General features: G+C 42.4%; 15 protein-coding genes and 1 other RNA gene. 2 read left to right on the top strand and 14 right to left on the bottom strand.

What is annotated here, in order from left to right:
- Positions 1–110: 110 nt before the first annotated feature.
- From CVN76_RS12155 to CVN76_RS12110, 10 genes are all read right to left on the bottom strand, one after another.
- Positions 111–2,024: an ATP-dependent DNA helicase gene (locus CVN76_RS12155; protein ID WP_100531448.1), complete on the bottom strand. Its 1,914-nt coding sequence runs from the start codon at positions 2,022–2,024 to the stop codon at positions 111–113.
- A gap of 231 nt (positions 2,025–2,255) precedes the next feature.
- Entirely contained in the window at positions 2,256–2,456 is a 201-nt protein-coding gene (locus CVN76_RS12150) for a cold-shock protein (protein ID WP_034307871.1), read from the bottom strand.
- 189 nt (positions 2,457–2,645) lie between these two features.
- Entirely contained in the window at positions 2,646–3,797 is a 1,152-nt protein-coding gene (locus tag CVN76_RS12145) for a THUMP domain-containing class I SAM-dependent RNA methyltransferase (protein ID WP_061144235.1), read from the bottom strand.
- 553 nt (positions 3,798–4,350) lie between these two features.
- An RNA gene (rnpB, locus tag CVN76_RS12140) (RNase P RNA component class B) lies at positions 4,351–4,740 on the bottom strand.
- Between the two features lie 77 nt (positions 4,741–4,817).
- Positions 4,818–5,129, bottom strand: a complete 312-nt coding sequence (gene gpsB / locus CVN76_RS12135; protein ID WP_057915139.1) for a cell division regulator GpsB — start codon at positions 5,127–5,129, stop codon at positions 4,818–4,820.
- 201 nt (positions 5,130–5,330) lie between these two features.
- The gene (locus CVN76_RS12130; RefSeq protein WP_100531447.1) at positions 5,331–5,882 is read right to left on the bottom strand and encodes a DUF1273 domain-containing protein; all 552 of its coding nucleotides are present in this window, start codon (positions 5,880–5,882) and stop codon (positions 5,331–5,333) included.
- Positions 5,883–5,946: 64 nt separating this feature from the next.
- Positions 5,947–6,426, bottom strand: coding sequence for a CotD family spore coat protein (locus CVN76_RS31770; RefSeq protein ID WP_232732191.1), 480 nt, complete (start codon positions 6,424–6,426; stop codon positions 5,947–5,949).
- 413 nt (positions 6,427–6,839) lie between these two features.
- A complete protein-coding gene (locus CVN76_RS12120; protein ID WP_100531446.1) occupies positions 6,840–8,138 on the bottom strand; it encodes a ribonuclease H-like domain-containing protein in 1,299 nt (432 codons plus the stop codon).
- Positions 8,139–8,170: 32 nt separating this feature from the next.
- Positions 8,171–10,450, bottom strand: a complete 2,280-nt coding sequence (locus CVN76_RS12115; RefSeq protein WP_100531445.1) for a DEAD/DEAH box helicase — start codon at positions 10,448–10,450, stop codon at positions 8,171–8,173.
- A gap of 121 nt (positions 10,451–10,571) precedes the next feature.
- Positions 10,572–11,336: an alpha/beta fold hydrolase gene (locus tag CVN76_RS12110; protein WP_100531444.1), complete on the bottom strand. Its 765-nt coding sequence runs from the start codon at positions 11,334–11,336 to the stop codon at positions 10,572–10,574.
- 140 nt (positions 11,337–11,476) lie between these two features.
- Between CVN76_RS12110 and CVN76_RS12105 the strand changes: the two genes are divergently transcribed.
- A complete protein-coding gene (locus CVN76_RS12105; RefSeq protein WP_100531443.1) occupies positions 11,477–11,938 on the top strand; it encodes an Hsp20/alpha crystallin family protein in 462 nt (153 codons plus the stop codon).
- A gap of 69 nt (positions 11,939–12,007) precedes the next feature.
- Here CVN76_RS12105 and CVN76_RS12100 read toward each other — a convergent pair whose 3' ends face one another.
- The 4 genes from CVN76_RS12100 to CVN76_RS12085 all read right to left on the bottom strand — a co-directional run bounded on the left by CVN76_RS12100 (position 12,008) and on the right by CVN76_RS12085 (position 14,755).
- Positions 12,008–12,652 carry a YppG family protein gene (locus CVN76_RS12100; RefSeq protein ID WP_232732190.1) on the bottom strand — a complete coding sequence of 215 codons (645 nt, stop codon included), beginning with the start codon at positions 12,650–12,652 and terminating at the stop codon, positions 12,008–12,010.
- A gap of 79 nt (positions 12,653–12,731) precedes the next feature.
- Positions 12,732–13,100: a YppE family protein gene (locus CVN76_RS12095; RefSeq protein ID WP_100531442.1), complete on the bottom strand. Its 369-nt coding sequence runs from the start codon at positions 13,098–13,100 to the stop codon at positions 12,732–12,734.
- 66 nt (positions 13,101–13,166) lie between these two features.
- A complete protein-coding gene (locus tag CVN76_RS12090; RefSeq protein ID WP_061144243.1) occupies positions 13,167–13,439 on the bottom strand; it encodes a hypothetical protein in 273 nt (90 codons plus the stop codon).
- A 359-nt stretch (positions 13,440–13,798) separates the two neighbouring features.
- Entirely contained in the window at positions 13,799–14,755 is a 957-nt protein-coding gene (locus CVN76_RS12085; RefSeq protein WP_100531441.1) for a DUF2515 family protein, read from the bottom strand.
- A 143-nt stretch (positions 14,756–14,898) separates the two neighbouring features.
- Here CVN76_RS12085 and recU point away from each other — a divergent pair, with 143 nt between their 5' ends.
- Positions 14,899–15,510, top strand: coding sequence for a Holliday junction resolvase RecU (gene recU / locus CVN76_RS12080; RefSeq protein ID WP_100531440.1), 612 nt, complete (start codon positions 14,899–14,901; stop codon positions 15,508–15,510).
- Positions 15,511–15,582: the final 72 nt, after the last annotated feature.

Raw genomic sequence — 15,582 nt, 5'->3', positions numbered from 1 at the left:
CCTTCCACCTACACTTTACCATATTATACTAAAATCATTCACCTCAGAACTATCGGCAAAAAAAAAGAGCCAAGGGAGCAAGCCCCCTTAGGCTCTAGACTGAAGTGCGTTTACAATGTAACAGGAAGAACGGAGACGATCTTATCTTTCACCTGTTCCGAAAGATTCTTTTCCGTCAAAATCTGAACGGTTCCCGAGTCATCGCTCGTCCTGATCAAGCGACCTATCCCTTGACGCAGGCGAAGGAGCATATATGGAAGATCCACTTCCTCGAATGCATCGACAACCGAATTCCGTTTGGCTTCAAACACTGGATCACGCGGCGGGAATGGCAAGGAGTGTATCACGACATTTTGCAGTGATGGCCCCGGAACATCCAGACCTTCCCATAAATGATAGGAGAACAGGGATGATTGCTCATCTTCTTGAAACTTCTTAACAAGATCACTGATTTCCGCTTCCCCTTCAAAATAAAAAGGATAAGCGGATTCAGGACAATGATCCTTGAACCAATGCAATTCTTCTTTTGAATGGAATAACACCAGCGTCCGTCCTTCATTTTCCTCAATCGTTTTCAATGTATACTGAAGCTTCGCCATTTGGTCTCCATTTTCAAAGACAGGCATGTTCATTTTCATAACTTCATCATAGTCGAATGGAGATTCCACAGAGAAGCTGTCATACTTTTCTATCCCTAAGCTATCAGCAATGTATTGGAAAGATTTATTATCCGATAATGTCGCCGATGAGAAAATGTACGGGATCTTTTTAGAAAATACTTGTTCGGACAGGATGTCCTGTACCAGCCTTGGCATAATGACCAATGTTTTCGTCATTTCATTTTCTTCAAACCAGGAAACGGCCTGCTCGTCCTTCACGAATAGTGAAAGCGAGTAGCCCAGCTGTTCTAAATATTCTTCCGTAACCTTTAGGTCATAATCATTGATCGTGTACATTTCCGCTTCAAAAACGAGGCTCTCCTCCAACTCTTCAACCTTTTTATGAAGCTTTTGGGCGAAGCTCGTTATTTGTTTGGACATCGGGATTTCATAGCGATTCGATCCGCTGACATGAATCGCTTTTTCATCGAGCAAATCAAAAAACTCTTCATTGATGTCAATTAAGTCTTCAATGATGTAAAGCGTTTCTTCACGAACCTGATTGCCTGTAAGCAATTCCAAAACAGAAGCGAGTGTTTGTTCGCCGACTTTGTACGTTAACGCCTTTTGAGCAGCAAATTCCAATAGATGGCCTTCATCAAAGACGACGCAGCTATGCTCTGGAAGTAAAGGTAATTGCCCTTCGCGCTTTCGTTTCTCTTTAGTCCATACATGCTCCATGAAAAAGTCATGGGAACAAATGATCAAATCACTTGATTTTCGATAATGATCCCGTGATAGGGTTTGGCCGCAGCGATGGCGTTTATCACAAGTAAAACAATTTTGAAGCTGATCCCAGCCGACTTTGGACCAATCTTCATCATTCAAATAGGGATATTGTTTACGGTCCCCGTATGCTGTATAGGCATTCATGGATGAGTTATCATGGACAAACTTCGGAAGTTCATCATAAAGCTGATCGATGCCTTCAGAATCTTCATGGTTGACCGCATGCTCCAATTTCTTAAGACAAACATATTGATCGTGGTATTTGGCAAGACGGACATCCACTTCAATACCTAACGCATTCTTGATTTTTTCAATGTCGCCTTCTTCTTTCACAAGCTGTTCAATCAATGTTTCATCTGCACACGAAATGATTGCCGGCTTGTTCGTATATCTTGCATAACAAATCGCATATAGTAAATAGACCAAGGTCTTACCGGTCCCTACACCAGCTTCAGCAAAACTTACATTCTTTTCTTTAAAGGCTTTTTCCAACTGAAATGCCATGAAGATTTGTTCATCACGCAGCTCAAATCCTTTTTCGGGAAGAATATCGTAAAAAACATCACCGATCCATTCTGAAAGCTTATCGTAAAAAGAATCTTCCTTTGTTACCGAAAAAGGCAGTGTTTTAAGCATCCTGGTCTCCCCTTTTATCTATCATAAAGTAAGTCAAATCCGCACCATAATAATCTTAAGCAAAAGTATATTATCCTTTATTACACTTTAATAGTCAAGGTATTTGCCAATATACCAGGAATGAAATGTTCAGCACATGCTTCCCTTCTATGTATGCTGTTCACAATTGGTCCAAGGAAAATAAAAGACAGGCTCTAAAAAGAGCCTGTCTGTAAATAATATAGGGTTGAATTAAGCTTTGTTTACGTTTGATGCTTGTGGTCCACGTTGACCTTGTTCTACATCAAATGTAACATCTTGGCCTTCTTCAAGTGTTTTGAAACCTTCGCCTTGGATAGCTGAGAAATGTACGAATACATCGTCTCCACCTTCACGTTCGATGAAGCCAAAACCTTTTTCTGCGTTAAACCATTTTACTTTACCTTGTTCCATTTTTGTTGCCTCCTAGTGTGTTTTCCACACATTATATTACTATCCTTGCTCATTGCACATTAAGGTATTCCTTAAATCTGAACAAAAATAATTCACTATTAGAATAACAGAAAAGGAAATGATAAGCAAGACTGGAACCTATTATGAATAAAACGTCCTGACTATTCAAAATGTTCCATTATATTGGACCTATTCCTCGACTCGGGGCTGTCTCGGCGGGCGTTTTCCCCAATATTGATAAAGATCGGCACGGATAAAGCCGTTGAACAACTTCCTTTTTTTAGTTGCTGGCTTCCCGTAATGCTGTTCGAAGTCTGGGTTGGAGGTGATCATGTATACGGACCAGGTATCAAGCTTCTTGAACGCCTGTCCCATTTCCCGATACATTTGTTCGACCGCTTTTTTCTCCCCAAGCCGTTCACCATACGGAGGGTTACCTACAATGACACCATACTCTTTCCTCGTTGATATATCCCTCACTTGCATTTGCTTGAATTCAACCAAATCCCCCAGGCCAGCTTCAAAACTATTGGCCTTGGCTATATCAACCATTCGATGGTCAATATCACAGCCGGTTATATCCAAATGCTGATCATAATCGGCCAAGTCCTCCGCTTCATTCCTCGCTTCATCCCAGACCTTACCGTCCATCCACGACCACGTTTCCGCAACAAATTCGCGATTGAAGCCAGGAGCTATATTCTGCCCGATCAAAGCTGCCTCGATCGGAATGGTCCCGGATCCGCAGAATGGATCGATGAAAGGTTTTTCCGGTTTCCAATTGGTCAGCATGATCAAGGCTGCTGCCAAGGTTTCTTTAAGGGGCGCTTCCCCCTGCCCGGTACGATAGCCACGTTTGTGCAAGCCTGCACCTGAGGTGTCCATCGTAAGCGTCACTACATCTTTCAAGATGGATACTTCAATTTTAAACAAAGGGCCAGTCTCGGCAAACCAGGATACTTGCTTATATTTGCTTTTCAATCTGTCAACGATCGCCTTTTTGACGATAGCCTGGCAATCAGGTACGCTGTAAAGCTGTGATTTAACGGATTTACCGCTAACAGGGAACTCGACATCGGCCGACAAATAATCTTCCCAATTCAAGGCCTTCGTTTTTTCAAACAATTCATCAAAAGAATATGCTTTGAATTCTCCGACTTTAATTTTGACTCTATCTGCACTCCGAAGCCATAAATTGGAGCGGGCAATCGCAGATTGATCACCTTTGTACATGATCTTTCCATTTTCGACCTGACAATCATAACCTAAATCCCTAACTTCCTTGGCAACAATGGATTCCAATCCCATTGCTGACGTCGCGATAATATCGAATTGTTTCATTAGTATTGCACCTTCTTTCCATTAATCCAAATCATGATCGCCCTGCTCCGCCTTCTTTTGGCAGGATGTGACAGGACGTCGATTTTAAGCAAAAAGTTTCCGTTCCTTTTAATCCGCTTAGCGTTCGTCGGAGATTGCCGTTTTTAAAAAGCTTACCCATATGCAGTCATCCAACGCTTGAAGCTTACACACATTCTATGTATCGACTGACCATGACCGCAATCGTTTTTTGGTGACATTCCGATACTCATGCAGCTGCTATTCACACCCACTCGATTGACGGATCCTTATATATAGAGGATACCCAGAATCATGGAATAGCGTAACTATCTCAGATTTTTTTTGGCAAGCAGGCAGTGGATGAAAATAATCCATCGTCCTACTGCTTCTACATTGATAATGATAGAACTTCGTGATTCGTGATTTACGTCAAGTACTTAGTTTAACACAGAGGAGTTTTGGATATCGATAAATAATTTATTAAAGGGCTGCTTCACAAACAAAAACTCTCCTTTTAAAAGGAGAGTTGTGCTTTTGATATAATATGATAACGTTCTGTAAGCCATGTTTTGTTCCTCAGTACTGCAAGCGACTCGCGTCTCGTACTTCGGCGGTAATCATCTATCTACAGAAGCATGGCTCCTGTCCTTCTCCTCGTTCAATTCCAAGGAAGAAAGCGCCCCTACCATTAATTTGGGTTTCTCGCTCGTGGGGTTTACCTCGTTCCACCCTTTACATTTCTGTAAAGGCTCCGTCACTGTGGCACTTTTATAGGTATTCATGCCATATCCAAGAGGACTTAGGCATTTTCCCAGCCGTCAACAGTCCAAGACTGCTGCCCAAGCTTATTTTTTCGCCAGGCACGAACACTACGGACATCGCAGTCCGTGCGAGCATGGACTTTCCTCTACTGCAAAGAATGCAGCAGCAATTACCCAAACGTTAACATAACATCATTGATTATACTCCATTACTTATCAAAACACAACACCAAAATCATTTTCCTTTTTGTAGAAGGAATTAATCAAAAAGCTTGTTTCCAAAAACGTGTTTTTCCAGATTGGATAACCGTTTCAGGATGTCAAAGTTAGTGGTTCCCGGAGTTGCACTGGGAGCAGGCTGATTCGGACGTTTTGTACTTTCTTCGGCATGTTTTTTCAATTTAAGATTTTCTTGTTTAAGATCCTCGATTTCCTGATGGAACACTTCATAATCTTTAATGATCAGATCCAGGAATTGATCGACATCTTCAGGTTTATAACCGCGCATGGCTGTTTTAAAATCCTTCTCAAGAATATCTTTAGCCGTTAATTTTATCTTATCGGATAGCATAAGACTCACCTCAATACTTTCGCCAATACAAATGACTTTTTATTATTTTTTCAAATCTGACTGGGTTTGTCAACGAAACACACTAACAAATGCATACTGTTTGCGTGCGCGCTATGTACTCCCATGAATCTCTATCTAAATTTCATCATAATATGAATGGCTTTCAGAAACAACTTTTAATCCATAATTATTTTCACACCGTCATTCTCCGGACCAGTTGCCCTCTTCCGCCGCCATTTGCAGGTCATCAAAGTTCACCTGATAGATGGGGTATTGTTGATTTTCCGCTTTTTTCAGCGCCTCATAGTATGGGTATTTGGCTGAACCATCTTTTTCGGCTTCAAAAATGATGAGCATCGCATCACTTTTATGGATCATATATTTGTTCTTGATTTTCAATTGTTGGGGCCCTTCATATGGTTTATTGAAAATCGATTCCACAAAATCGGCACGGGCCAATATCGACCGATAATACTCTTGATTGGTCTCGTTCCATGATTCCTCCTGCTTCAGGAAGGGGGTGAGAACGCCTAATTTAAGCTGATCATAATGCTTCCGCATGTCGAATACCACTTCGGCTCCCCAAAGCTCGGTTCCTAACTGTCCGGATATGATCACCCATTCCAGTCCATCTTCCACCAACGGTAAAAGACGCTGTTCAATCGCTTTCTTAATATATTTCACGGCCTCGTGGTCATTTTTGAATATCCCGAATTCAAACGCCTTGTAGCCAGTTAAATATAAAACCTTCATTGCTTGGCCAATCTCCCTTTTTAGTGATTATGTATGAAAATAAGGGCTTAATAGCCCTTATTAATCAGTATCCGTAATGCCTAGGTGGACAACACGGATTGTGCGGCTTTCCACAAATCAAGTTTTGGTTATAGCACTCATTCACCACGGATTGTGTATGTGGGAAGTAATGCTTATACGTGTTCACATGTTTGTTGACCGTAGTAGTATGTGATGGATGAACGACAGGAATCACTGTGTTCGATACATTCGTATTGACATATTGCTTGGTTGGGTTGACTTGGGCCGGAGCCATTTGAGATGGAAGTGTTTGTGTTGGGCCATATTGCATCGGTTGAGAATAAGCACCCATTACGTTGGAGTTATTATTGTTTGAAACGCCCATGACATTGTTATTGTTCGATACGCCCATAACGTTGTTGTTGTTCGATACACCCATGACATTGGCGTTATTGTTGTTGTATGCGCCCATTACATTGGCGTTATTGTTGTTATATGCGCCCATTACATTGGAGTTGTTTCCTCCACAATTACGAAAATTCATCTAAAATACGTCCCCTTTCGTCTGATAAGTTTAGTCTTACCATTACAGACTATGAAAAAAAGGGGAGACGTGTACTGATGAAATGACCTATTTATGGGGAATAGGCAAAAAACTCTTTGTGACAAACACCACGTACACATCCTAAACTATGGTTAACCCTTAATCATTTCCATTAAGGTGATGCTTTTTCTTCTTATAAAAAGGAATAGAAACTGCCTTTTAGTGATGTAAATAAAACAATCGTTAAACAAAGGACAACAAAAAATAGGAATAAAGTCGTTTTATGCATTTCTCCGCTCCGCTTTCAAATTTAAATGATGCAGGGAGTGAAATCAATGTCTCGGCGCTTCCACCCTCAGCTCTTCCCATTTTACACATAATAGTTGAAGGCTACAATATTTGTATTCTTTTTTTTACTCATTAATTGGCCCTGCGGATTTTCTTGCACCATCGGCAAGATCCTTGGATTTTTCTTTCTTTTCCAGGCGGCGAATCCTTTTTTCCAGCTCGATTTTCTTTTTTTCGGCAGGGAAGCCCTGCCCTTTCGCCATCATTTCTCGTTGTGCAGCTACAGCGCATTCAAGAGCGGCAGGTACATCCTTGAATTGATGCTCGAAAAGTTTTGCACATTCTATTCTTGCCGCTACCCTTAATTGGACATTCCCCTTCAAGGCAACCTCTTTCCAAATGTCCAGCGCTTCATTGTATTGTTTCTGCTTCTTTTTCTGAAAGGCTAGGGCGTGGCCAGCCATAATCCGTTCTTCTTCATTTCCTGCGACCAAGATTTTTTCATAGGCGTCCGCCGATTCTTGTTTCTTTCCTAGATAATCGAGCCAGCGTGCAATTTCCATGGACTCTTCCGTATATCCATCCATTTGGAGGATTTTCCTGGACAAATGGATATACAAAGTGATCAATGATAGAACATCCATTTCATTGTGCTTCATGATTCCGAATAAGATCTCGGGGTTCTTTCTCTCCACAAAATCAAAATAAATCATCGGTGCCAAGTATCCAGGAATATCATCCAACCGATGCACACCTAGAATGTCCGTTTCCACTGCAGATAGCTTCACGCGTTCCAATTTATTTTTCCATAGCCTTCTGGAAGCATGGTATAAATCGAAATGCCCGAATTCCGGGAGTTTCGGAACATGTTCCTTTATCAAGGTATGCCTCGTTTTTAACTGAGGCCAGTCAAATGACTTCCCATTATAAGTAACGAGCGTTTCATAATTAATGCTCTCAAGGAAGCTTTGGTAAAGCGGTATTTCACTGCCTGGCTCCCGCAGGATATGTTGCTTCACGACTACCTCTTCCCCTTCAATGTAGGCATAACCGAGTAGAAAAATCGTATTGCCGGCACCGCCGCCAAGTCCGGTCGTTTCGGTATCGAAGAAGAAGAGCTCTTCACTTTTTCTTCCCTTGGTGGAAAGCGGATGCGAAAGCGGCGCTTGGTTCCATTCCTTCACGATCTTATTCAGTTCGGAAAAGGCATATATTCCATGTTTATGATCCAAAGGATAGCGGACCTCCCTAATGAAGCAATAGTCACCATCGAAATGATAGGAAACGGTATCGTTCTCCAACCATTTTTCAAGATAAGGAATGTCCTTTACGACCTCGGCATTATCAGCAATTGGCGAAGCATGCTGAACCGGCTCTATATTCATATGCTTTTTCATCCGGTTCAATTTATTTTTCAAAGACATGAACAACACCTCCTTTCACCAATCACAGCACTCTATGATTGTTTTTCCTTACAAAATTGTCCCAATAACCTTCTGGCATCACTTTTAGCGGTTTTTGTTGCAGATTCCGTTCCAATACAGGAAGGACAGCCGCCATCACAAGAGCAATTTTCAATCATTGATATCGTTTCCTTAAGAATGAGCTCAGAATTTTCATATACTTTATCACTCAAGCCAATCCCTCCTGGATAGCTATCATAGATAAAAATCGTCGGTTTTTCATTGTGTGCCGCCTTAACCTGGGGATACACATGGATATCATGGGGATCGCACATAACATAAAGCGGAATCATGCAATTAAGTGCATGGGAGGCACCTATCATTCCTTGCTCGATCCGGTTTTCGTCCCATTCAAATATGTCCGGCTCCATTGAAAGCATCGCGGAATTGGTATGTAACTCCATTTCAGGGAGGGTGATCGGGCCTGAGCCAATATTTTCATGCGTCTCGAATTTGATCTTTTTGAAGATCGTCGGCATCGCCCGGATGGCCACATCACCAAAGGCCGCAGAGGTGGAAGCGAAAGTTCGCTGTTTATCCACTTCCAATACAGACAGCTGCACAGCCAGGTTAGCATCCGTATAATAATCCACGTTGACTTCACGTACAAATGCTTTCTTTTCTTCCCAATCCAGTTTTTCGACCTGAAACTGCGTGCCTTGGTGCAAATAGATCGCTTCGTCGTGAAGGAGGGTCATTGCACTGAATGTATCCATTTCTCCAATGACCTTATTGCCCGGGGCACTGGTTTGATCGATGATTACGACATTTTCCTGGGCAGCGGAACGAAGGCTGATATTGCTTGCAGGAAATGCATCGTTCATCCAATGCCATTTGTCTCCATTTTGATGCAATACCCTTTCTTCGGCAAGAAATTCCAATACCTCCATGATTTCTGCCTTTCCAAACGTGTCGCCTTTTTTAAACGGAAGCTCATATGCCGCACACTTGACATGATCCACCAAGATCAAAAGGTTATCCGGATTGATTCTTGCCGTTTCCGGATTTCTGTTAAAGAAATAATCAGGATGCTGTACGATATACTGATCAAGGGCGCTGGAGCTGCCGACCATGATGATCAGCGCTTCACCATGCCTTCTGCCTGCGCGGCCAGCCTGTTGCCAGGCACTCGATATCGAACCAGGATAACCGGTCATGATGCAAACTTGAAGCTGACCTATATCCACTCCCAGCTCCAGGGCATTTGTTGATATCACACCATATATGGAGCCGTCCCTCAAGCCTTGTTCAATTTCCCTGCGCTGAGTGGGAAGGTAGCCGCCACGATAGCCCCTGATTGCTTTCGGCCCAAGCTGCTTCGATACAAGTTCCTGCAAATACGTCAGCAGGATTTCCACACGAACCCTGCTCCGGGCAAAGACGATCGTCTGAATTTTATTCTTCAAAAACTCATTCGCAAGCCTCCTGACCTCCAAAACCGCACTTCTTCTAATATTCAACGGTTTATTAACGATTGGCGGATTATAAAAGACAAAGTGTTTTTTTCCGCTCGGAGCCCCATTATTATCAACAAGGACCATTGGTGTTTCCGTCAGCTCCACAGCCAACTCTTTTGGATTATTGATGGTTGCGGACGTACACACGAATACAGGATCGCTTCCATAAAACCTGCAGATCCTCTTTAGCCTTCTAATGACATTTGCCGTATGACTCCCGAAAACACCCCGGTAAATATGAAGTTCATCGATGATCACGTACTTCAGGTTTTCAAAAAGGGAGACCCATTTCGTATGGTGCGGCAGGATTCCGGAATGAAGCATATCGGGATTGGTGATAACGATATGCCCAGCCTGACGGATTTTCTGCCTAATATTAGAGGGCGTATCCCCATCGTACGTATAGCTATTTATGTGGGCGTCCATTTCGTGGATCATTTCGTTCAATTCGCTTTTTTGATCGTAACTAAGCGCTTTTGTGGGAAAAATATAAAGCGCCCTCGCTTTTTCATCTTCCAGTATTTTTTGAAGTACCGGCAAATTATAGCATAGGGTTTTACCGGATGCCGTTGGCGTGACCGCCACAAGGCTATTGCCGTTCACGGCATTTTCAAAAGCAGTTGCCTGGTGGGTATACAGCCCATTGATCCCTCTTTTGTTCAGTGCTTGTTTGATTTTCTCGTCCAACCGTTCAGGGAAAGGAACCTGCTTAGCCTCTTTTGCTTCAATCACTTGCCAATGTACGATATTTTCATTAAAACCCTCATTTGTTTTTAAATCAGTGATGATCTCTTGTAAATTTTTTCGCAGTTTCATATATCCACCTCATATTCCTATTCTACCGAATGAACGTTCTATGCAAAAGGGAAACTATTTCCTTTTCAAAAAAAAAAGCAGGAAACGGCAACATCCCGTTTCCTGCTCAGTCCATTGTACATTAATTCGATTCCACAAACCGCCTGATTTCTTCAGCCAATCTCCTTGGAGTTTCAAGCATCCCCATATGTCCGCTTCCTTCAAGGGTAATTTCCTGAATATGACTGCCTTTAACTGAAAAAGTTTTTTCTGGAGTTATGACTTTATCCTGCTCGCCTGCAACCAAAAGGACAGGCAGCTTCGTTTCTTTAAGCACGTGGTTCCTGTCCACCCTGTTCCTCATCGCATGCAGTGAGCCGATCGCTCCGCTTTCACTGGTTTTATATCCGATTTCCTTTGTTTGTTCAATGCGCGGGTCCTCGGATTGGGCGAACAGCTTCGGCACAAGACCATCAATAAAAGCAGGAATCCCTTTCGCTTCGATGGTTTCGATGGATTTTAATCGACCTTCCTTCCAAGCTTCATCATCTGGCAAAGCTGTGGAGTGAACCAATGAAAAACCAGACAATTTCCCAGGAAACCTTTCTGCAAACGCCAAGGTGATATAGCCGCCGAGGGAATGGCCAAACATATAAACCTGATCGATTCCCAGCTTTTCCAAGACCGATGCGATATCATTTGCCATATCTTCTATGGAAAAAGATGCTGCATTCGGCTCACTTTCACCATGTCCCCGTATATCGACAGCCACTATACGAAAATCATCTTTCAATTTTGAGACGATATCATTCCAATATTCACGGCTTCCGCAAAAGCCATGGATAAATAGCAACGTTTTCGTTCCCTTCCCCGTATCTATGTATGAAAGCTTGCTACTTTCTGTCATATTGATCCCTCATTTCCAATTATATTCATTCCCTAACGTTATTCCCCATAGATACCCATCTAAAACCCATCCTTGCATTCACAAAACTTCAGCCCCTACATAGCCTATAGGCAAAGGAATTTTTAGGAAGGAGCACCGTGATGACCTCTTCTGAAAAAAATAATAACAGGACTCGAATCGAACCATTCTCTCATTTCATCAATAAAATGGATCGGCTATTTTCCGAAAGACCTCCCAAAGGCATGCTGCAATCTTTGGATGAATTCTTCGGTTCCACAAAAGAACGCAGCTTTCCTGTTGATATACAAGAATCGACTTCGGAATATATCCTGACAGCGACCCTTCCAGGCATTGCACGCAGCCATATATCGATTGATGTTCTCACACAGGCTGTCACCATATCGGCGAGGCAGCCAGAAAAACAGCATAAAAATCCCGGCACACACGGATTGTTTCAAAAGGAAGGCTCCACAGGAAACATGTCCCGCACCATTACCTTTCAAAAACCGATTGATGATGCACATGTTACCGCACGACATCGTGATGGCATCCTCACACTGCACCTGCCCAAAATTAAAGGAAATCGAATTGAAATCAATTAGGCAAATTTAAAAGCAGACTTAGGAAAGTGGCTGGATCACTTGTAAGTCTGCTTTTTCTTTAATTGTCATCTAAACTTTAAAGAAGCCCCCTACTCCTTTTACCATTGAAGAAACTTGGGAAACCGTATTCATCATTTGTCCAGCTGTATTCATCATTTTCGTTATATCCATGGAGCCGTCTTGGGTTTTGAATTGGTTCATCACCGATTTGATGCCTGATGGCTGCGGCTTTTGCATGAATTGTTGCTTCGGATAAGGATTATGGGCCTGCTGCTGTCCTTGCGGCGGCCTTTTGGCTGGCAACAGCGGGTTGGCAAACGGGCTGAACGCTTGCTGCTGCGGATACTGATTGAACTGATTGGATTGCATTTGTGGGATGTACGGCATTTGCGGCGTCGGCGGCTGCATTTGCGGTGTCGGCTGCATTTGCGGCGTCGGCTGCATTTGCGGCATCGGGGACATTGGCTGCATGACACTGTTGCCCGGCTGCTGCATTTGTTGAAATGGATGATAGGCCCCTTGTTGATAAGGATCATGATATGGCATCATATATCCCTCCGAATTTTGGGGATATGGAGGAACGAAGGCTTCATGATTTTGATCATGCTGCATGGGATACTGCATGGGCTGCTGGTATCCACCCCCATATTCCGGAAACGAATGGGGGTACTGTCCTTGATTGGGGGGGACTTGGTTAAAACCGGATCTCATCATGTTCAATGAGCCCTCCTCTTTTTTCATTACATGGTTCTGATAATATATGAAAAAAGAGGCAATAAAGTGTAGGTGTTTTTTATGATAAGATCCGTGCGATTTCCGCTTTTACATTATGCAAAATAAATTCGACGGATTGGACATGGCTTTTGAATCGCTTATAGCTGGTCTTGGGGAAAAATGCCTGGACGGCTACATCGGAAAGATTATGGGCCGTTTGTTCAATTTGCTCGGGGAACAGGTGCCTGAATTCGATTTCCTTCATCCATTCCTTCATTCCAGCTTCCCATTCCATGCATGCTTCCCTTACCTGATCTGCAAATGGCTTAACTTCCGAAAAAAAATCTTTTTCTTTTCCAGCCTCTCGTACTTCCTCATAGGTATCATTCGCATTTTCCGTATATTTTATTAATTGGTCTGTTAATCGTTGCAGTTTTTCTTTTTCCACAATGGATTCCTCCGTACATTTTCCCCTAAGTATAATCCAGATCCTGAAAAAATGAAATTCTGTAACTCATACCTGCACTTCAGCCAAATAATTATGTTTATTCACCGATTTCTCCGTAACGAAAGAAAAGGAGCGGTCCTCCGCCGTATTCACCCAATAATCCTCGGCTTTCTCTATGGCCTCCTGGGCGTCATTCACTAATATATATTGTTCTGCCCATAATTTGCACCGTACTGTATTTACCGTTTCACCATATGAAAGTTCCAAGCGATCCAGGCTGGTACTGATCTCAGCTATCATCCTCAATATTTCCTCTGTTGCTACACTTTTATTGACCATGCTGATCCCTCCCATTCTTTACCTGTACTATTCTTTTTTTTATCTTAAAGCCCTTCATGCCTGACAAAACTAGAAGCGAATCGGCAAAGAAAGTGTAATTCACTTAATTTATTATGCCCTTCGACAACAATGGCAGAATGAAGATTGGACTTTTAAACAAAAATACAGATAGGAGGTGATTTCATGCAGTCGAATGACAGCAAAGAGCAAGAGTACGAAAAACGACAAAAGCCGCCCTCAAAAAAAGCCGGGACCGGCAATCCGAAACTTAGCGGGAAAAACCACCCCTCTACGTAACAGATGATGAGTAGCACCACGAACAGGGAAGGCTTGATAACGATGCCTTTCCTGTTCGCTTTCTAATGAAAGCCTAGCCACTCCTTCACCATTACGACTGTATGAAGCTGCTTCTGCTTATGATCATACCATTCGCTCAATTGCGGATTTTCTTCCCACTCCGGCTCGATCAACCAATCTTTTTTCACCCTTCTATACATATCCCACTGCTCTGTCTTCCCAATTTGATGGGAAATCACAGGATACACCTTCCGCAGCATCGGAGTTTCATGGCGCCTAGGTTTTTCCCGATATCGTTCATAATCATATCTTGCCCCGGTCGGCTCAGTCCTGCAGGAAAAGTCATGAAATTGTGAAAATAACTCTTCGGAAAACAGGAGTCCGGCCAACCTTTTCCCCAATTTAATCCTTTCATCGATATTTTTGAAATGAGACACGGATGAACCATACAGCTTTCCGGTGCAGGTGGGAAATAGCACCGTGCTAAAATGCATCCAGTCCTGCAGGAAAAATAATAAAGAATGAAAAACGAATGATTGTTTTTTTATGACCGGTTTTTCAATGATATTTTGTTCGTTTATGATGAGTGCCGTGACCAAGTTTTCACGATTTCCGCTTATCCAAAATGCATTCCATGCGTTTGTCATGAATTGAGTAATGAAAAAAAAGCGCCCTAAGTGAAACAATGGACGACGATATCTCGTCGAATAATGATAGAGAAGTAATTGCGGATATGCGTCTTGAAATATTCTCCAATTCGCTTCTTCGTATGTCAGGAACAAATGCCGCCTGTACTTGCGGCCAAGCAGCCGTGAAAACCAAACCCCTTCCAGATCACACATATTCCAGCCTGCATTCCTGGAGACCATTCCTGCCAGAAAAGACCATTGTATTTCAGGGTGTTCTCTAAAAAATTGTTCATATGCCTTGGTTCTTGATATATTATCCCTATTCGCCTTTGCTGTTCGTACTTTTATCGAATGGAGCAATCGCTTTTCCGTCCCTGACAGATGCATCATATGGAATCAGCCCTTCCCTGATCGTGTGAATTGTGGCATTTCATTGTACTTAAACCCTATCGTTCTAAGAAACAATTCTTTTTATTCACATTTTGGATTCTTTTTTTGCTAATATAGATAAGTGAAAAAAAGGAGGGGTAAAAGTGGCATTTCATTATCCCAACGGACGAAGATTTGTACCGCAGGCTATGGAAGAAAAGAAAAGCCCACTTAAAAAAATCAGTTATAGCAACCGGGGAAAAACATTGGAAGACGATTTAAACGAAACCAACCAATATTACTTGGCACACGGCATTGCCGTCATTCATAAAAAACCGACACCCATCCAAATCGTCGATGTCCACTACCCGAAGAGAAGCGCGGCAGTCATTAAGGAAGCCTACTTCAAACAAGCATCGACCACTGATTATAATGGAGTTTATAAAGGAAAGTACATTGATTTTGAGGCAAAGGAAACGAAAAACAGCAGTTCCTTCCCCCTCAAGAACTTTCATGACCATCAAATTGAACATATGAAACACATCGTCCAGCATGACGGAATTGCCTTTGTGATCATCCGATTCTCCTCAATGGATGACATATACTTAATGAGTTCTGAACAGTTGAGTTTTTACTGGCAGCGGATGAAAGATGGCGGACGAAAATCCATTACACTGAAAGAGGTTGAAAACAGTTCAAAGAAGATTACTCTTGGCTTTCAACCGAGAATTGACTATATTAAAGTAGTAGATTCGCTTATCACAGAAAATTTTTAGTTTTTTTTAGAAAGGCAGGTTAGCTGTAATGGCTGAAAAATATAATACTAGGGAAGAGCGCCGAAAGCAGGG

Source organism: Bacillus sp. mrc49 (genome assembly GCF_002803435.1).
The sequence above is the reverse complement of the archived record's forward strand: the minus strand, read 5'-3'. Positions and strand labels throughout refer to the sequence as shown.